Source organism: Streptomyces sp. NPDC091280, assembly GCF_044768565.1.
GTDB lineage: Bacteria > Actinomycetota > Actinomycetes > Streptomycetales > Streptomycetaceae > Streptomyces.
The window spans coordinates 47,723-66,712 of record NZ_JBIVUZ010000021.1; the positions used below are offsets into that span (position 1 = coordinate 47,723).

At 71.9% G+C, this 18,990-nt stretch carries 12 protein-coding genes and 1 tRNA gene; all 13 read left to right on the forward strand.

Features of this window, described 5'->3' with window-relative positions; translation table 11 throughout:
• Window positions 1-73: 73 nt before the first annotated feature.
• Entirely contained in the window at window positions 74-2,608 is a 2,535-nt protein-coding gene (locus ACIQPR_RS44315; RefSeq protein WP_403661764.1) for a protein kinase, read from the forward strand.
• Window positions 2,609-2,704: 96 nt separating this feature from the next.
• The gene (locus tag ACIQPR_RS44320) at window positions 2,705-2,902 is read left to right on the forward strand and encodes a hypothetical protein (protein WP_403661767.1); all 198 of its coding nucleotides are present in this window, start codon (window positions 2,705-2,707) and stop codon (window positions 2,900-2,902) included.
• Between the two features lie 409 nt (window positions 2,903-3,311).
• Window positions 3,312-6,149 (forward strand): type I DNA topoisomerase, encoded by a 2,838-nt coding sequence (gene topA, locus ACIQPR_RS44325; RefSeq protein WP_403661770.1) that lies wholly within the window; start codon window positions 3,312-3,314, stop codon window positions 6,147-6,149.
• A 146-nt stretch (window positions 6,150-6,295) separates the two neighbouring features.
• Window positions 6,296-9,643, forward strand: a complete 3,348-nt coding sequence (gene tmk / locus ACIQPR_RS44330; protein ID WP_403661773.1) for a dTMP kinase — start codon at window positions 6,296-6,298, stop codon at window positions 9,641-9,643.
• 228 nt (window positions 9,644-9,871) lie between these two features.
• Complete coding sequence (locus tag ACIQPR_RS44335; protein ID WP_403661776.1) at window positions 9,872-11,077, forward strand: DNA polymerase III subunit delta'; 1,206 nt, start codon at window positions 9,872-9,874, stop codon at window positions 11,075-11,077.
• Window positions 11,078-11,187: 110 nt separating this feature from the next.
• Window positions 11,188-12,819: an alpha/beta hydrolase gene (locus tag ACIQPR_RS44340; RefSeq protein ID WP_403661779.1), complete on the forward strand. Its 1,632-nt coding sequence runs from the start codon at window positions 11,188-11,190 to the stop codon at window positions 12,817-12,819.
• Window positions 12,820-12,937: 118 nt separating this feature from the next.
• Window positions 12,938-13,011 (forward strand) — tRNA-Thr (locus ACIQPR_RS44345).
• A gap of 450 nt (window positions 13,012-13,461) precedes the next feature.
• A complete protein-coding gene (locus tag ACIQPR_RS44350; protein WP_403661782.1) occupies window positions 13,462-13,908 on the forward strand; it encodes a hypothetical protein in 447 nt (148 codons plus the stop codon).
• A 498-nt stretch (window positions 13,909-14,406) separates the two neighbouring features.
• Window positions 14,407-15,492: a radical SAM protein gene (locus ACIQPR_RS44355; RefSeq protein ID WP_403662036.1), complete on the forward strand. Its 1,086-nt coding sequence runs from the start codon at window positions 14,407-14,409 to the stop codon at window positions 15,490-15,492.
• A complete protein-coding gene (locus tag ACIQPR_RS44360; RefSeq protein ID WP_403661785.1) occupies window positions 15,480-16,550 on the forward strand; it encodes a radical SAM protein in 1,071 nt (356 codons plus the stop codon). The genes ACIQPR_RS44355 and ACIQPR_RS44360 overlap by 13 nt, the downstream gene beginning before the upstream one ends.
• Window positions 16,551-16,645: 95 nt before the next feature.
• Complete coding sequence (locus ACIQPR_RS44365) at window positions 16,646-17,338, forward strand: iron-containing redox enzyme family protein (protein WP_403661788.1); 693 nt, start codon at window positions 16,646-16,648, stop codon at window positions 17,336-17,338.
• A 93-nt stretch (window positions 17,339-17,431) separates the two neighbouring features.
• Window positions 17,432-18,790, forward strand: coding sequence for an MFS transporter (locus tag ACIQPR_RS44370; RefSeq protein ID WP_403661791.1), 1,359 nt, complete (start codon window positions 17,432-17,434; stop codon window positions 18,788-18,790).
• 71 nt (window positions 18,791-18,861) lie between these two features.
• A partial coding sequence (locus ACIQPR_RS44375; RefSeq protein ID WP_403662039.1) for an aroma-sacti cluster domain-containing protein occupies window positions 18,862-18,990 on the forward strand: 129 nt, incomplete at its 3' end.

Sequence of the window (18,990 nt, forward strand, 5' to 3'; positions counted from 1 at the left end):
CGGGTGCGAGGCTACCTTCGGAGACAGGTTCCACGCGTCCTCGGGGGAGGCGCGCCGTCTCGGGGGAGGCGTGATGGCCGGGGATACGCCGGAGCAGGGTGAAGGCAGGGTCGTCAACGGGCGCTACCGGCTGCTGCGCACGCTCGGCGCGGGCGGCATGGGCCGCGTATGGCTCGCGTACGACGAGGAGTTGGCCTGCGAGGTCGCCATCAAGGAGATCTCCCTGCCGGACGTCCCGAGGGACGCGAGCGAGCCCGCGCACCGCATCGCGCGGGCCCGCAGCGAGGCCCGGCACGCGGCCCGGCTGCGCGGCCACCCGCACGTGGCGACGGTGCACGACGTGGTGATCCACGAGGGCCTGCCCTGGATCGTCATGGAGTACGTCCCCGACGGCGTCGACCTCCAGGCGGTCGTCCGCCGCTCCGGGCCGCTGCCGCCCGCGCAGGTCGCCCGTATCGGCCTCGCCGTCCTCGACGCGCTCACCGCCGGACACCGCATCGGCATCCTGCACCGGGACGTGAAACCGGCCAACATCCTTCTGGCGCCGAACGCTTCGGGCGATCCGTACGCGCGCGTGCTGCTCACCGACTACGGCATTGCCCTCCAGCCCGAGTCCCGCGAGCCTCGCCTCACCGCCACCGCCGGCATCCTCGGTACGCCCGGATACCTCGCCCCGGAGCGCGCCCGCGGCGAGCCGCCCACCCCGGCCGCCGACCTGTTCTCCCTGGGCGCCACGCTGTACACGGCCGTCGAGGGCCGCGGCCCCTTCGACCGGCACGGCGACTACGCGACCCTCACCGCCCTGCTCGGTGAGGAGCCCACGCCCGCGGTCCGCGCGGGCGAACTGGCGCCCGTGCTACAGGGGTTGCTGGTCAAGGACCCGGTGCTGAGGTCGACACCCGAGACGGCGGCGCACGGCCTGGAGCGGGTCGCGCTGTCGGCCGGTCCGGTACCGGGGCACACACCGACGCCGGAGGGCTTCGGACCGGCGCCGGGGGGTTGGGCCACCCCTGAACGGCCGCCGGGGAACGGTGACTTCGGCGCTCCGGGCAACGCCGACTTCGGGCCTGCGGGCCAGGTCCCCGCCGGATCTCAGGGGCACGCCCCTGCCGGACCTCAGGGTCAGGTCCAGGGGGGATATCCGGGTCAAGTCCCGGGCGGGCCGCCCGGATACGTCATGGGCGGCGGTCCCTACGGCCCCCGGACGCCGGGAGGCAGTGGCCCCGGGGCAACGCACCAGAGCCCCGCGCCGTACGGTGACCGACCCGCAGCCGGCCTCGGTGGGTTCACGCCCGCGGGCCGACCCACTCCGGGCACCCCGAACACCCCGGGCACCCCAGGTGTCCCGCAGAACCCGGGCGTCCCCCGGTTCCCGGGAGCCCAGCAGCCCCTGGGGTCCCCGCAACCGCAGGGCCCCGCGCACACCCCCGGCGCTCCGCCGACCCCCAACACACCGAACGCTCCCAGCACGCCGAACACACCGGGCGCCGCCGCGTCGCCGTACGCCCCGCAGGGGCAGGGCGGTTCGGGTGGGGCGTACGGCCAGTGGAATCCGTATGCGAACAGCCCCACGATGTCCTACCAGGGGGCCTACCCGGGCGCCCGGCAGGAGCCCTACCAGGGCGGGGCGGTCCCGCCGCCGTACTCGGGCGGTCAGGGGCCGACGTATCCGGGCGGCGGCCCGGGAGTCGCCGGCGGGCCGCCCGGTGGGGGCAGGCGCCGGAAGCCGGTCGCCGCGATTGTCGCCCTGGTGGTGGCCGTCGCGCTGGTGGTCGCCGGCGGGGTGTGGGCGGTGACCACGCTGACCGGCTCCAAGGACTCGGCGGCGACGAAGAAGGCGTCCCCGTCCGCGTCGTCCTCCGTGTCGTCGGCGGCGGGCTCCGAGTATCCCTACGGCGTCGACGTCGGTCTCAAGAAGGCGTTGCAGACCGGCGATTGCGTGCACGCGGTGTGGACCGGCCCGGCGTTCCGGTCGCGGCCCAACCTCGGGGTCGTGAGCTGCGCGCACGACGTCCCGGACGGTCAGGTGATGGCGGTCGACACGGCGAGCGACTTCGCCGACGCCCGCGACCACGGGGCCGAGCGGTGCGCGGGCAAGGCGAAGGCCGCGGCCGACTCCCTGGCCGACGCGGACGTCTACGCCCTCACACCGACCCAGGCGGGCTTCGGGGCCGCCGGGGGCGGTACGGCGTGTCTCGTGCTCGGCCGCCATGTGCCGATCGGCGGCGAGATAGGGCGCTTCCGGGACACCGGTTCGAACGTGTGGACCACCGAGATGAGCGTCGGTGACTGCTGGCTGTACGTCGACCACAAGACCTACTTCACCGCGACCCTGGCCGACTGCGCCGACGAGCACACCGACCAGGTGATCGGTTTCGTGACCGCTCCGAAGACGATGGCGTTCGCGGACGCGCTGCAACAGGGGAACAAGCTGTGCGGCAACAAGTTCGAGTCGACTTGGGCGCCCGGATCCGACCGCTCCGTCTACGGGTATCTGTCCGACGAGAACAACTGGAAGGCCGGATTCGACTCGGTCGTGTGCACGGTGGGCCGGACGGACCACTCCACGACGACCGGGGCGATATCGTCCTCGGGCACGGCCGCCTGAGGACTGTGCGCCGGGAGTTCACCGGGGGTTGGCCTGCCGGTCGCCCACGGCTGCCAGCCTCCCGGACCGGGGTATCCGGGTCGGGAGGGGACACGCATGGAGAGCGGGCCGGCGATCTTCGCGGGGTTGGTGTTCGCCCTGTTCGGAGGCGCGCTGCTGCTGTGGACCGCGGTCAGGGTGCGACACCGCGAACCCGTCGCCCAGGGTGTGAACCCGGTCGCATCGGCGACCCTCGCGGGCGTCGTCGCGCTCGCCGCGCTCTTCGTCGGAACCTGGTGCTTCCTGCACGTCTGAGCCCCGTGGCCGGGTCGGCGCGCGGGTGACCGGGGGATCACCCTCCGGGTCGTCCCGTAAAGCCCGGTGGGGACTCCGGGCGGCAGGAATGGCGGTAGTCGGGTTACCGTTCGAGTGGCCGTTGCGGGCTTTTCCCGTTTGACACGGGGGCGGGATGTACCGTCACACTCCGCAGCGTCACCATGACCCGACCCCGGGACCAAGCGACCCCGGGGAGATGCAGGCACGTCCGCGCGCCGCCCGGCAAGCACTCTCGCCGCACCGGTCGAAGGCCCTGGTAGCTCCGCTACGAGGACCTCCCACCGGCACTGCGGGAGCACGCGCCGAGGGACGCGGACACGTACCTGCTCCTCCCCGGAGCCGTTTGCCCCGGGGGAGGCCCCAGCGTCGACCGGAGAGAAGAGCGAAGTTGTCCCCGACCAGCGAGACCGCACACGGCGGCCGCCGACTCGTCATCGTCGAGTCCCCTGCCAAGGCGAAGACGATCAAGGGCTACCTCGGCCCCGGATATGTCGTCGAGGCGAGCGTCGGGCACATCCGTGACCTTCCCAACGGCGCCGCCGAGGTGCCCGAGAAGTACACCGGCGAGGTGCGCCGCCTCGGTGTGGACGTCGAACACGACTTCCAGCCCATCTATGTGGTCAACGCCGACAAGCGGGCCCAGGTCAAGAAGCTCAAAGATCTCCTCAAGGACTCCGACGAACTCTTCCTGGCCACCGATGAGGACCGCGAGGGCGAGGCCATCGCGTGGCACCTCCTGGAGGTCCTGAAGCCCAAGGTCCCGGTCAAGCGCATGGTGTTCCACGAGATCACCAAGGACGCGATCCGCGCCGCCGTGGCCAACCCGCGCGACCTCAACCAGCTGATGGTCGACGCCCAGGAGACCCGCCGCATCCTCGACCGCCTCTACGGCTACGAGGTCTCGCCGGTCCTGTGGAAGAAGGTCATGCCGCGCCTGTCGGCCGGCCGGGTCCAGTCCGTCGCGACCCGGCTCGTGGTCGAGCGGGAACGCGAGCGCATCGCTTTCCGTTCCGCTGAGTACTGGGACCTGACGGGCACCTTCGCGACCGGCCGCGCGGGGGACGCGTCGGACCCGTCGTCGCTGGTCGCCCGACTCCAGGCCGTCGACGGCAGGCGGGTCGCGCAGGGCCGCGACTTCGACTCCCTGGGACAACTCAAGAGCGAGAACACCCTCCACCTGGACGAGGCGAACGCCCGCGCGCTGGCCGCCGCCCTGGAGCACACCGACTTCGCCGTCCGCTCCGTCGAGTCGAAGCCGTACCGACGCTCGCCGTACGCCCCGTTCCGTACGACGACGCTCCAGCAGGAGGCCAGCCGCAAGCTCGGCTTCGGCGCGAAGGCCACCATGCAGGTCGCGCAGAAGCTGTACGAGAACGGCTACATCACCTACATGCGTACGGACTCCACGACCCTGAGCGAGACGGCCGTCACCGCCGCCCGCGCCCAGGTGACGCAGCTGTACGGCGCCGACTACCTGCCGGCGCAACCGCGCGTGTACGCCGGGAAGGTCAAGAACGCCCAGGAGGCGCACGAGGCGATCCGCCCCTCGGGTGATCGTTTCCGCACCCCGGCCGAGACCGGCCTGACCGGCGACCAGTTCAAGCTCTACGAGCTGATCTGGAAGCGGACCGTCGCCTCCCAGATGAAGGACGCGGTCGGCAACTCCGTCACCGTGAAGATCGCGGGCACCTCCGCCGACGGCCGGGACGCCGAGTTCAGCGCCTCCGGCAAGACGATCACCTTCCACGGCTTCCTGAAGGCCTACGTCGAGGGCGCCGACGACCCGAACGCCGAGCTGGACGACCGCGAGCGCCGGCTGCCCCAGGTCGCCGAGGGCGACGCGCTGTCCGCCGAGGAGATCACGGTCGACGGGCACGCCACCAAGCCCCCGGCCCGCTACACCGAGGCCAGCCTCGTCAAGGAGCTCGAAGAGCGCGAGATCGGCCGCCCGTCGACGTACGCGTCGATCATCGGCACGATCCTCGACCGCGGCTACGTCTTCAAGAAGGGCACCGCCCTGGTGCCGTCCTTCCTGTCCTTCGCCGTGGTCAACCTCCTGGAGAAGCACTTCGGGCGGCTCGTCGACTACGACTTCACCGCCAAGATGGAGGACGACCTCGACCGCATCGCCAGCGGCGAGGCCCAGGCCGTGCCGTGGCTGCGCCGCTTCTACTTCGGCGAGGGCGAGGCCACGGGCGCCGCCGAAGCGGGCAACGGCGACGGTGACCACCTCGGCGGCCTCAAGGAACTCGTCACCGACCTGGGCGCGATCGACGCCCGCGAGGTGTCGTCCTTCCCGGTCGGCAACGACATCATGCTGCGCGTCGGCCGCTACGGCCCCTACGTGGAGCGCGGCGAGAAGGACTCCGAGAACCACCAGCGCGCCGACGTCCCCGAGGACCTGGCACCGGACGAGCTGAGCGTCGAGCACGCCGAGGAACTGCTCGCCAAGCCGAGCGGCGACTTCGAGCTGGGCGCCGACCCCGAGTCGGGCCACCAGATCATCGCCCGCGACGGCCGCTACGGCCCGTACGTCACCGAGGTGCTCCCCGAGGGCACCCCCAAGACTGGCAAGAACGCCGTGAAGCCGCGGACGGCCTCACTGTTCAAGTCGATGTCCCTGGACACGGTGACGCTCGCCGACGCCCTCAAGCTGATGTCGCTGCCCCGCGTCGTCGGCACGGACGCCGAGGGCGTGGAGATCACCGCGCAGAACGGGCGCTACGGGCCGTACCTGAAGAAGGGCACGGACTCGCGCTCGTTGCAGACCGAGGACCAGCTCTTCACGATCACCCTCGAAGAGGCGCTGGAGATCTACTCCCAGCCCAAGCAGCGCGGCCGGGCCGCCGCAAAGCCGCCGCTGAAGGAACTGGGCACCGACCCGGTCAGCGAGAAGCCCGTCGTCGTCAAGGACGGCCGCTTCGGACCGTACGTCACCGACGGCGAGACCAACGCGACCCTCCGGTCGGGCGACAGCGTCGAGGAGATCACCCCGGAGCGCGGCTACGAGCTGCTCGCCGAGAAGCGGGCCAAGGCGCCCGCCAAGAAGACGGCGAAGAAGGCCCCGGCGAAGAAGACGGCGGCCAAGAAGGCGCCCGCGAAGAAGACCACAACGGCCAAGAAGGCCGTCGCGAAGACGACGACGGCCGCCAAGAAGACGACCACGGCGGCGAAGACGGCGACGGCCAAGAAGACGGCCACCTCCAAGGTGACGTCCGAGGACTGACGGCCTGTTGTCCGAGACGCGGGACGCACACGCTTCCTGCACCACAAGGTCTCGAAACGAACGCCCCGGCATCACTTTGGTGTCGGGGCGTGCGCAGGTCCGGGCGGGCGCGGCTCGATGTCGGTGGCTGCCGATAGGCTGAAAGCATGACGCCAGCCGAGCAGCCAACGGCCCACCAGCCGGCCCCCGACGACGCCCTTGTCGCGGACTCCCGCGAGCGCGCCGTCCGTGCCCTGCTGCGCCAGCCGCAGCTCAAGCGGTTGTGGAGCGCGCAGTTCGTGACGGGGGTCGGTGACACCCTCGCCCTGCTGGTCCTGGTCGTGCTTGCCCTCCAATCGGCGATCGCCCAGGGCTCGTTCGGCGGTGGCTACCGGGGCGTGGCCTTCGCGGTGGCGGCCGTCTTCGGGGCGCGCATCCTGGCGACACTGCTCTTCGGGGCGGTGCTGCTCGGTCCGCTCACCTCGCTCACCTCCCAGGAGGGGCCCCTCGACCGGCGCTGGACCATGGTCGGCGCGGACGGCCTGCGGGCCGCGCTGCTGATCGTCGCCCCGCTGTGGATCGACTGGACTCCGGACAACGCGTTGGCCGTGCTCCTGGTGACCGCCTTCGTCATCGGAGTCGCCGAGCGCTTCTGGACGGTGTGCCGCGAGAGCGCGGCCCCCGCCCTGCTCCCGGCCCCGCCCCTGGAAGGCGCCACGGTCCGGCCGCTGCCCGACCACATGGACGCCCTGCGACGCCTGTCGCTGCGCACCGGCTTCGTGGCGATCCCGCTCGCCGCCGCCACCCTCGTGATGGCCGCGCTGCTCAACAACCTGCTGGGCACGGGCATCGCCTGGTTCGCCCAGCACCAGGCCGCGCTCGGCTCGTACGTCGCCGCCGGACTCTTCGCCGCGTCCCTCTCCGTGCTGACCGCCCTGGAGCTGCCCGGAACCCGCACCCCGCGCGCGCGGTCGCCGCTGGAGGGACTGCGCCGCCCCCGGACGGGCACCGGCGTCGACAAGGGCCGTACGGGCGCGATCGCGCTGCTCGTGGTCGCCTGCGCGGCCGTCGCCGGGGCGATCTCCGCCGCCGTCGCCGTGTCCGTCCTCCAGGCCATGGACCTCCACGGCGGCCCGGTGACCTTCGGACTGCTGGTCCTCGGACTGACCGGCGGGGTCGTGGTCGGCATCCGTACGGCCCCCGCACTGCTGCCCGCGCTGTCCCGGCGCCGCCTGCTGACCCTGGCGATCGCCTTCACCGGCATCGCGCTGCTCGCCGCCGGCCTGGTCCCGGACCTCACCACCGTCCTGCTGATCGTCGCGCTGGCCGGCATCGGCGCGGGCGTGGCCGCCAACACCGGGCACACCCTCCTCGACCAGGAGGCCGAGGACTACCGCAAGGCCCGTACGACCGAGCACCTGCACGCGGTCGTCCGGGTCTCCGTGGCGCTCGGCGCGCTCATCGCCCCCCTGGTGGCCGCGCTGATCGGCCCGCACCGCCTGGAGAACGGCAAGTTCGTGTTCGCGCACGGCGGTGCCGCGTTCACGCTGATGCTGGTCGGCGCGCTGCTGCTGCCGGTCGCCGCGCTGGTGCTGGCCAAGGTCGACGACCGCTCCGGAGTACCGCTGCGGCACGACCTGCGGGACGCGCTGCTCGGCGGCGACGACCCCGACACCCTGCCCGCGACCACCGGCTTCTTCATCGCCCTGGAGGGCGGCGACGGCGCCGGCAAGTCCACCCAGGCCGAGGCCCTCGCCGAGTGGATAAGGGGCAAGGGCCACGAGGTCGTCCTGACCCGCGAGCCCGGCGCGACCCCGGTCGGCAAGCGGCTGCGGTCGATCCTGCTCGACGTGTCGTCGGCGGGACTGTCCCACCGCGCGGAGGCCCTGCTGTACGCCGCCGACCGCGCGGAGCACGTCGACACCGTCGTACGGCCCGCCCTGGAGCGCGGCGCCGTCGTCATCTCCGACCGCTACATCGACTCGTCCGTCGCCTACCAGGGCGCCGGCCGGGACCTCTCGCCGACCGAGATCGCCCGTATCAACCGGTGGGCGACCGACGGACTCGTCCCGCACATGACCGTCCTGCTGGACGTCGCCCCGGAGACCGCCCGCGAGCGGTTCACGGAGGCGCCCGACCGACTGGAGTCGGAGCCCGCCGAGTTCCACGCGCGCGTACGGTCCGGTTTCCTCACGCTGGCCGCCGCCGACCCCGGCCGCTACCTGGTGGTCGACGCCGGGCAGGAGCCCGAGGCCGTCACCACCGTGATCCGGCACCGCCTCGACACGGTTCTGCCGCTCTCCGAGGCCGAGATCAAGGCCCAGGAGGAAGCACGCAAGGCCGCCGAGGAGGAGGCCCGCCGCAAGGCCGAGGAAGAGGCCGCCCGCAAGGCCGAGGAGGAGCGCCTGGAGCGCGAGCGCCAGGAGCGGCTCGCCCAGCTGCGCGCCGAGGAGGAGGAGCGCAAGCGGCGCGAGCTGGAGGAGGCCCAGCGCCGCGAGGCCGAACGCCAGGCGGAAGAGGCCCGGCAGCGCGCCGAGGACGCCCGCAGGCGCGCCGAGGAGGAGAAGGCCCGACTCCTCGCCGAAGAGGAGGCCCGCGCCGCCGAGGAGGCCCGCCGCAGGGCCGAGGCCGACCGGCTGCGCCAGCAGGCCGAGGAGGAGGCCCGGCTGCGCGCCGAGGCCGAGGAGCGGCGCCGCGAGAAGCAGCGCAAGGCCGAGGCGGCACTCCTCGCGGCCGAGGAGGCACGCCGGCTCGCGGTGGAGGCGGCGGCTGCCGCGGAGGTGGCCGCACGGCAGCCGACGGCTCCGGTGATCCCCGCCGCCCCGGAGGCCGTCAGGTCCGAGGCGTCGACCGTGCAGACTCCGTTGGTGAAGGCGCCGGGGGCGGGGAACGCGGGTTCCGGTTCCGGTTCTGGTACCGGTACTGGTGGGCGGTCCGGGGACGAGACGGCTGTTCTGCGGCCGGTGACTTCCGGGTCCGCGTCCGCGTCCGATTCCGGTTCGGGCTCCGATTCCGGTTCCCGGGACGAGACGGCCGTGCTGCGGTCGGTGTCCGGGGACTCCGAGGCGCGCGACTCCGAGGCGACGGCGGAGCTGCCGCAGCCGCCCGTGCCCGAGGGGGCCGCCGACGAGACGGCCGTACTGCCGCCGGTGTCCGCCGCCGAGGAGACCGCCGTACTTCCCCCGATCCCGTCCGGTGCCGCCGACGAGACCGCGGTGCTGCCGCCGGTGCGCGGGGAGGATCCGTCGGACCGGGTACCCGAGGGCTTCTTCCGCGACGAGCGTCCGGGCGAGCGGGCGGCCGACCGGACCGAGGACCGCACCCGCGAGCTGCCCCAAGTCGACGAGCAGGGCGCACCGCGACGCAGGCCGCGCCCCGACTGGGCCGAGGAGACCCCGCTGGACGACCTGCCCTCGCTGGCCGACGAACTGCTCGGCCCACACGAGGCCGGCGACTTCGACCAAGACGACGACACGGGCCGTGGGCGGGGCCGCGGGCGGGGACGTAGGGGCTGACGGCGGTCGGCGGTGGGTGGTCGGTGGCCGGTGGCCAGCGGGGGACGCAGGGGCTGATGGCGGCTCCGTGATCTCCCCTGCCTAGCCCCGCCCAGCCCAGGGCTTGTCGGCTCTTGCCGACTGCCGACTGCCGACCGCTCCCGGTCGATTGCCTCCGGCCCTCGTTGTCAGTGGTGGCCCGCACAATGGATCGCGTAACCCGAAGCGTGACGAAAGGGCCGGTGACCCATGGCCGTATGGGATGACCTGGTGGGTCAGGAGAAGGTGAGCGAGCAGCTCGACGCAGCGGCTCGGGACGCCGACGCCTTCGTCACCGCGGCGACCACCGGCGCGCCCCCGCCGGAGGCGTCGAAGATGACGCACGCCTGGCTGTTCACGGGCCCGCCCGGCGCGGGACGCAACCACGCGGCGCGGGCCTTCGCCGCCGCGTTGCAGTGCGTGAGCCCCGACCGCGCGCTCGGCGGCAGCCCCGGCTGCGGCTTCTGCGACGGCTGCCACACGGCGCTGATCGGCACCCACGCCGACGTCACCACGGTCGCCGCCGTGGGCACCCAGATCCTCGCCGACGACATGCGGGACACGGTCCGCAAGTCGTTCACCTCGCCGGCGAACGGCCGCTGGCAGATCATCCTCGTCGAGGACGCCGAGCGGCTGAACGAGAAATCGGCCAACGCCGTCCTCAAGGCCGTGGAGGAACCCGCCCCCCGCACGGTCTGGCTCCTCTGCGCCCCCTCGATCGAGGACGTCCTGCCCACGATCCGCTCCCGTTGCCGCCACCTGAACCTGACGACGCCCTCGGTGGACGCCGTGGCCGACATGCTCGTACGCCGGGAGGGCATCGAACCGGCCGTGGCCGCGGCTGCCGCGCGCGCCACGCAGGGCCATGTCGACCGGGCCCGCCGTCTCGCCACGGACCCGGCCGCGCGCGAGCGCCGGGCCACCGTGCTGAAGCTGCCGCTGCGCGTCGAGGACGTCGGCGGCTGCCTCAAGGCCGCCCAGGAGCTGGTCGACGCCGCCGCGGAGGACGCCAAGCAGCTGGCCGAGGAGGTGGACGGCAAGGAGACCGAGGAGATGAAGGCGGCGATGGGCGGCGGCCAGGGCAGCCGGATGCCCCGGGGCACGGCGGGCGTGATGAAGGACCTGGAGGACAAGCAGAAGCGGCGGCGAACGCGTACGCAGCGCGACAGCCTCGATCTCGCGCTGACCGACCTCACCGCGTTCTACCGGGACGTCCTCGCCCTCCAGTTCGGCTCGCGGGTGGCGATCGCCAACGTGGACGCCGAGGACGCCCTGGAGCGACTGGCCCGCGCCGGTTCCCCGGAGTCCACGCTGCGCCGTATCGACGCGATCGGCGCGTGCAGAGACGCGCTCGACCGGAATGTGGCGCCGCTGCTCGCGGTGGAGGCGATGACCTTGGCGCTCAGAGCGGGCTGATCCTTCGGCCACGAGGTGGACGACCGTCCATGAGGTTGACGACGTAACTCGTCCGAGGTGGATTGCGTACGCAGGGCGTTCTGGTGATCGCTCAGCGTTACGATCGGCTGATGCACATCAGGCGCTCCCTCCGCCAATCCAGTCGGCCCGGTCTGGCCCGTCGAAGCCGTCGAAGCCGTAGCCGTCGGACCGGCGGCGCGCTGCTCGCCGTGGCCGCGCTCCTCGTGTCCGCGTGTTCCGCGTGCTCCTCGGGGAGTTCGACGGCGGCGGCGAGTCCGGCCGCGGCCGTGGTGCTGGCCGCGCTGCCGCAGTCGACGCCGTCCACGCTCGCGCGGTACTACGGGCAGAAGCTCAGCTGGCGCACCTGCGGCGTCCCCGGCTTCGAGTGCGCCACGATGAAGGCGCCGCTGGACTACGCCAAGCCCACCGCCGGGGACATCCGGCTCGCGGTCGCCCGCAAGAAGGCCACGGGCAAGGGCAAGCCGCTCGGTTCGCTGATGGTGAACCCCGGCGGGCCGGGCGGTTCGGCGGTCGGCTACCTCCAGCAGTACGCCGGGATCGGCTACCCGGCCGAGGTCCGCGCCCGCTACGACATGGTCGCGATGGACCCCCGGGGCGTCGCCCGCAGCGAGCCCGTCGAATGCCTCGGCGGCCGGGCCATGGACACCTTCACACAGACCGACACGACCCCCGACGACAAGCGGGAGACGAGCCAACTGGTCGCCCAGTACAAGAAGTTCGCGGAGGGCTGCGGCGCCCACTCGCCCGACGTGCTGCGCCATGTCTCCACGGTCGAGGCGGCCCGGGACATGGACATCCTGCGGGCGGTACTGGGGGACCGGAAACTGACGTACGTCGGGGCGTCGTACGGGACGTTCCTGGGCGCGACGTACGCGGGACTGTTCCCCGACCGGGTCGGCCGGGTGGTCCTCGACGGCGCGATGGACCCCTCGCTGCCCGCGCGCCGGATGAACCTCGACCAGACGGCGGGCTTCGAGACGGCGTTCCAGTCCTTCGCGAAGGACTGCGTACGGCAGCCGGACTGCCCGCTCGGCGGCAAGGGCACCACGCCCGCCAAGGTCGGCACGAACCTGAAGGCCTTCTTCCGCAAGCTCGACGCGCACCCCATCCCCACCGGTGACGCCGACGGCCGCAAACTCGGCGAGGCGCTCGCCACCACCGGCGTGATCGCCGCGATGTACGACGAGGCGGCCTGGCCGCAGCTGCGCGAGGCGCTGACCTCGGCGATGAAGGAGAACGACGGCGCGGGCCTGCTCGTCCTCTCCGACAGCTACTACGAGCGGGACGCGGACGGCCGTTACTCGAACCTGATGTTCGCGAACGCCGCCGTGAACTGCCTCGACCTGCCGGCCGCGTTCTCCACCACCGAACAGGTCGAACGGGCGCTCCCCGCCTTCGAGAAGGCGTCCCCCGTCTTCGGCGAGGGCCTGGCCTGGGCCTCCCTGAACTGCGCGTACTGGCCGGTGAGGCCGACGGGTGAACCCCACCGCATCGAGGCGAAGGGCGCCGCCCCCATCGTGGTCGTCGGCACGACCCGCGACCCGGCGACCCCGTACCGCTGGGCCCAGGCCCTGTCCCGCCAGCTCTCCTCGGCCCGCCTCCTCACCTACGTCGGCGACGGCCACACCGCGTACGGCCGCGGCAGCACGTGCATCGACTCCGCCATCGACACGTACCTGCTCCGCGGAACCCCACCGACGAAGGGAAAGCGCTGCTCGTAGCGGCGGGGCGGCTGCGGTCGGGGGAGTGGAGGGGGGCGGGACCGGGGGTGTACGGAGCACCCCCGGAAACTGTGTAGACTTTCCGACGTTGCTGATCGCACCATGGTGCGGACAGCGCGCCGCCTTAGCTCAGATGGCCAGAGCAACGCACTCGTAATGCGTAGGTCTCGGGTTCGAATCCCGAAGGCGGCTCTGTGGAAGCCTCAGGACTCACTCGCCGTGACCTGGGGCTTTTGCTTTTGGTGGGTGCAGCGGGTTTACGTCATCACTGAGGCACTGACCCCGGATGACACGTGTTCCGTATCCCCGAGAACGCGCAGTTGGGCGCACGCAGGCGTGCATTCCGTAACCGGAACGTACGCCCGCTCCCGCGTCTCGAACACCCTTGTTGCTCATGGTGTGCGTGCGGTTACAGTTCCTTGCGTTTCGCGCGATTCGCGTTCCGAGACGACGCAGAAGTCCGACAGCGGCTGTCTCGCCACCCGGCATTGGCGATCCAACGAGGACGGTTACTCGCCCAACGGCGCCACGTTCATCACGTTCGTGTTCGGTGCCTTCCCGTCCGAGGTCTACGGCGGGATGAAGACCCCCCCGCGACGCCCGGGGATCGGGGCAGGCCGTCCATCACAACGCTGCTTCCGCGTGGAACCAGGATCCGTACGCCGGATACAGGCGAAGAGGCGTCAACTCGTCGCGCAGGCCATGCCGTTGCCCGATGCGAGAACGCGTGCCGCCTGGCCGCAGTCGCGGGTGGAACAGGGGCTGGCCAAGGGGATGCGGTTGCCGTTCCAGGACTGCGTGCTCGGTTACGCCGGCGTCGTGGACGTGGAGAACGCCAGAGACGTGGTGAAGCAGGAGTGCATGCAGCGCCTCGGCTTCCGGTTCGTGCCCGAACCCTCCGGTCTGCGTCCGAGTGTCGCCTACGACTCGATGAACATGAAGCGCCGCTACGGCATCACCGACAGCGCGGAGGCCGCCGCGCACGGCTTCACCCCGCCCCAGGCGCTCACCGGCGGCGACGGCACCGCGGCCGAGGCCCTCGAACTGGTCAGGGAGGACACCGAGTCGGCCGTGTCCGGCTGGGACTAGGCCATGGACCAGACCTGCGTCCCCGAAGCGAACACGAAGGTCGGCGTCCTGTACGAGACCGATGTGGCGGGGGACCTCGCCGCGCAGTCCTACGACGCCACCGCCGGGCAGACGCCTGTCAGGAATGCCGTCGCGAGTCGGTCGTCCTGCATGGCCGGTGACGGTCACCGGGTGAAGTCCCTCGACGACACCGAAGGGCGGTTCCCCGCACCGGAGAAGGCCCGTCTCAAGTCGGCCGCGGCAGAGGTGTCGTTGGCCAACGACTACGTCGGCCCCTCGCGCAAGTCGGCGTCTCTCCCAAGTCGCCGTCTCTCCCAAGTCACTTGCCCAAGTCGGCTGCCCCGCACCGGAGTTCGTCCTCTCCCACAGGGACACTCCGGGGTGCGACGGTCCGTTGAGCGGAACAGCGCGCGACAACCCCTTTGCGGCGCACCAGGCTCGCGTGTGGCGGTCAGACACCGCGCGACGCCCTCGGGAAGGGGTAACCACGTGCACCTGATGGAGTTCCTCAAGTACAGGTCCGTGCCCGGTGCCGCCGTGTCCATCGGGCTCACCCGGCGCTGTCCGCTGCACTGTCGGCACTGCTCCACGGAGTCGCTGATGGACAGCGAGGAGCACCCGGCCCGGATGTTCCTGCGGTTCGCCGAGACGTTCACCGTCGAGAGCCACCCCGAGTTCGTGCTGATGTCGGGCGGCGAGGCGCTGCTGCGTCCCGCGCTGGTCCGTGACATCGCCGAACGGGCCCGCGCGGCCGGCTCGTACACCCACGTGCTGTCCGGGCTGTTCTTCGCCCGCAAGCCGCGCATCCCGCGCTCGGTCCGGGCGGCGATCGACGCGGTCGACCACTTCTCCGCCAGCCTCGACTGCTTCCACGAGGAGGAGGTCCCGCGGCAGGCCGTCTTCCGGGTGCTGCACGAGTTGATCGACGACGGCAAGGACGTCAGTCTGCAACTCACCGGCCTCGGACCGGACGACCCCTACCTGGCCGACATCACCAGTGCCGTCCGGCGTGAGTTCGACGACCAAGTGCCCATGCTCGTCGTGCCGTTGGCCAGTGTCGGCCGTGCGCGGGAGTGGTTCGCCCGGCATCCTGGCACCGCTCAGCCGGTGACGGCGGAACCCTGCGCGCTGGCGAGTTGGCCGGTGGTCGGCTTCAACGGGCAGGTGACCGGCTGCGGCAACCAGGACGTCATGGACGGCAAGGTGCCGTTGCCCGCGCACCTCTACCTCGGGCACATCGCACGCGACGACTGGGCCACCATCAAGCAACGGACCCTGGAATCACCGATGATGCGGGCCGTACGGACCTTCGGCCCCCGCTATCTGGCGGATGGCCTCGGCGGCGGTTGCGGCAGCGCGGGCTACTGCGACACCTGCTACACGCTCTCCAAGGCCCCCGACATCAGGCCCGAGGTACGGGAGTTGGTCGGCAGGCCGTCGACCGTCGCCGTAGAGCAGCTGGTGAACCGCACGCTGCTCGACGCCGGACCGATGTCGTTCGCCCGCAGCTTCGGCGTACCGGGCTACGCGGACCTCGTCGCCCTCGGCCACACGCCGAAGGAGGACCTGGCATGCGCCGGATGAGCCAGGGGCAGGGGCAGGGGCAGGGGCAGAGCCAGGGGCAGGCGCAAGGCCAGGGCCAGGGGCGGCACGTACGGCTGACCCACGACGAGATCAGTCGTATTCGCGTGACCCCGGGTGCCAGTTGCCTGCTGTTCATCACCGACCGCTGTCCGGTCGGCTGCGCGCACTGCTCGGTGGACTCGCGGGCCGACAGCCCCCGGATCACCGACTTCACCCTCTTCGAAGCGATCGTCGAACGGCTCTGCGCGGACCCCGACCGCACCATGGTCGGGATCTCCGGCGGCGAGCCCTTCGTGGAACGCCGGGGACTCACCTTCGCGACCCGGCGGATCGCCGCCGCGGGCAAGGACGTCGTCGTCTACACCAGCGGCATCTGGGCGGCGGCACCGGACCCGCCCCGCTGGATCCACGACGTCCTCGACCGTTGCGTCTGCGTCTACCTCAGCACCGACGCCTATCACGAGGCGGGCACCGGACCCGAGCGCTTCGTCAACGCGGCCCGTGCCATCGGTGACCACCAACTGCCCATCGTCGTACAGGTGGTGGACAAGGACGGCGGCCCCGACCGGGCTCGGCAGCTCCTCGCCCTGGCCTTCGGCGACTCCTGGCCGCGGCACGCCGAGGTCGTCCCCACCCCCGGGCTCTCGCACGGCCGCGGCGCCCAGCTCTTCCAGCCGGGCACCCGCCACCCCGGCCGGGCCTTCGGCGCCTGCGACTCCGTCATCTCGCCGGTCGTCCGCTACGACGGACGCGTCAGCGTCTGCTGCAACGAGTCCGTGATCATGGGCGCCGGACCCGCGCTGCTGCGGAAGCAGTGCCACTCCGGGGACGAGGTCGGCACCGCCGTGGACGACTTCCAACAGCACCCGTTCTACCGGGCGTTGGCCGACGCGGGGGCCGGCCCGCTCACGCTCCATCCCAAGTTCCGGGATCTCGCGGACCGAGGGTTCTCCGACATCTGCGGCCTGTGCTGGGCGATGGCCCGCCGGGTCCGGCCGGACGAGGACGACCCGCTGCTCCGCTCGATCCCCCTGCTGGCAAAGGGGACACCGGCATGAACAACGGCCGTGAAGCAGACCACGTAGATCAGGCGGATCAGGCGGCTACGACTACGACTACGACGACTACGAGCGCGGCGCCCGCGTCAGAGCCCGTGCCCACCAACAGCGCGCTGCTCCGGGCGAAGATCGAACTGCTGATGCCCCGGCTGTTCAAGCTCTCCGCGCGGGTCTGGGACTCACCGGCGCTGGGGGAGCTGTATCCGCGCTATCTCTGCGCGCTGCACACGGCGATCCGGGCCACCGTCCCGCTGATGGAGACCGCGCTGGAGCGGGCGGAGATCCTCGCGGAGGCCGGCGACCCGGTCGCCGCGGGTACCGCCACCTACCTTGCCCGGCACATCCGGGAGGAACGCGGACACGACGAGTGGCTGCGCCAGGATCTCGCCGCGATCGGCCGCGACCCGGACGAACCGCTGCGGACCATGCCCACCGCGGGCGCGGCCGACCTGGTCGGCGCGCAGTACTACTGGATCCGCCACTACCACCCGGTCTGCCTGCTCGGCCACATCGCGGTACTGGAGGGCTATCCGCCCACGCCCGACTTCGCCGAGATGCTCCAACGACGCACCGGTTATCCGGCGGACGGCTTCCGCACGCTACGTCGGCACTCCGCGCTCGACATCCGGCACCGGGACGAACTGATGCGGGCCGTCGACCGGTTGCCGTTGGGCCCGGAACATCACACGGCCCTGGGCGTGAGCGCGCTGCACACGCTGCGCGCGACCTCGGTGCTGTTCGAGGAGATCCTCGCGTCGGCCCCGGACCCGGTGCCGCAACTGGCCTGAGCCGTCACGTAGTTGAGAAGCCGGAAATCCAGCAGCCGGAAATCTAGAAGAAGTCGAGAAGCCCAGAAGAAGTCCAGAGGTCGGGAGGTGGTCATGCTGCGTGCCACGGTCGTCACGGAGGGTGCTGACGCGCTCGCGCAGCGCACGGGCGTCCTCGCCGCGCTGACACACCGGCAGTACCGGCTGCTCTTCTGCGGGCAGGTGCTGTCCGGCTGCGGGGACTGGATCGACTACGTCGCCCTGGTCTCGCTCGTCGCCTACCAGTGGCGGGCGGGCGCCGGTGGACTGGCCGCCGTGGCGGTCGCGGTCGCCGTGCCGTGGCTGGTGGTGGCCCCGGTCGCCGGGGTCTGGGCGGACCGCCTGCCGCACAAGGCGGTGATGATCGGGAGCGACCTGGCGCGTGCCGTCCTGGTGCTGTGCTTCCTGACGGCACCCGGACTGCCGGTGCTGCTCGGCCTGTTGGCGCTCAAGACAGCCGTAGGAACCCTCTTCATGCCGGCTCAGCAGGCGGCGATCAGGGGTGCGGTCCCGGAGGGGGCGCTGCTCGCGGCGACCTCGCTGAACACGTTCGCCAACCAGGCCACCAAGATCGCCGGGCCGGCGCTCGGCGGGCTGGTCCTGACTCTGGCCGGCGCGCACGGCGCCTTCGCCGTCGACGCGGCGACCTTCGTCCTCTCGGCGCTGATCCTCTCGCGGCTGCGGGCGCGGCCCACGGCACGGAAGCGGACGACGACCGCGGCGGGCGCACGGGCCGTATGGAGCACGGGATTCCGCCACGAACTGCGCGAGGGCCTCTCCTACGTCCGCCGCAGCGGGCCGTTGCGGATGGCCGTCGCGTGCCTCTCCGCCACGCTGTTCCTGGTCCTGATGTTCGACACGCTGTCCCCGCTGCTGCTACCGGAGTTGGGGCTCCCACGATCGCTCTACGGCGCCGCGGTCGCGTCCGTGGCGGTCGGCGCGGCCGTGGGCAGTGTGGCCGTCGGCCACCTCGGGCGCAAGCGCGGCCCGTTCACGATCCTGGGGGCCTCGCAGGCGGCGACCGGCGTCCTCGTCGCGGCGGTCGGGGTGGCCGCGACGGTCGAAGTCCGGATCGCGGCGGTGTCCTGGCTGCCCGTCACCGTGGGGATCGGACTCTGCTCGGCCGGGATCCTCGTGGTCTTCGGCTACCTCGTCCAACGCGAGACCCCGCCGGAACTGATCGGGCGGGTCAGCACGGTCGCCATGGTCGTCCCTACGGCGTTGCAGCTCGCCGCACCGCTGGCGGGCGCCGCGCTGGCGACATGGGTCGGCATCGGCTGGGTGCTGACCGCGGCGGGCGGGGGGCTGGCGCTGTTGGGAGGGGTGTGTCTGTGGCGGGGGACGGGATGGACGGCTGCGCCCGCACCTGCGCCTGCGCCTGAGTCCAAGCCCGCGCCCGCGCCCACGCCCGAGTCCGAGAGTCCCCCCTCATGAGCTGGGCCGTACATCCAGTACGGCTCTGGAAAACCGAAGTACCGATTCATTCCATCAAGGAGGCAAGTGACATGTCGTTCAACGCCGTTCAGGCACTCAAGGCGAAGGGCCACGACCTCGGGCACGCGACCGAGGCGCAGCTGAGCGCGATCGCGACCCTGTCCGAGGCGGAGGTGGCCGTCCTCAACTCCCTCAAGGAT

Bases quoted from the DNA above. Each gene is read 5' to 3' on its own strand.
- ACIQPR_RS44315 (WP_403661764.1), top strand. From the start codon at position 74: ATGGCCGGGGATACGCCGGAGCAGGGTGAAGGCAGGGTCGTCAACGGG.
- ACIQPR_RS44320 (WP_403661767.1), top strand. From the start codon at position 2,705: ATGGAGAGCGGGCCGGCGATCTTCGCGGGGTTGGTGTTCGCCCTGTTC.
- tmk (WP_403661773.1), top strand. From the start codon at position 6,296: ATGACGCCAGCCGAGCAGCCAACGGCCCACCAGCCGGCCCCCGACGAC.
- ACIQPR_RS44335 (WP_403661776.1), top strand. From the start codon at position 9,872: ATGGCCGTATGGGATGACCTGGTGGGTCAGGAGAAGGTGAGCGAGCAG.
- ACIQPR_RS44340 (WP_403661779.1), top strand. From the start codon at position 11,188: ATGCACATCAGGCGCTCCCTCCGCCAATCCAGTCGGCCCGGTCTGGCC.
- ACIQPR_RS44355 (WP_403662036.1), top strand. From the start codon at position 14,407: ATGGAGTTCCTCAAGTACAGGTCCGTGCCCGGTGCCGCCGTGTCCATC.
- ACIQPR_RS44360 (WP_403661785.1), top strand. From the start codon at position 15,480: ATGCGCCGGATGAGCCAGGGGCAGGGGCAGGGGCAGGGGCAGAGCCAG.
- ACIQPR_RS44370 (WP_403661791.1), top strand. From the start codon at position 17,432: ATGCTGCGTGCCACGGTCGTCACGGAGGGTGCTGACGCGCTCGCGCAG.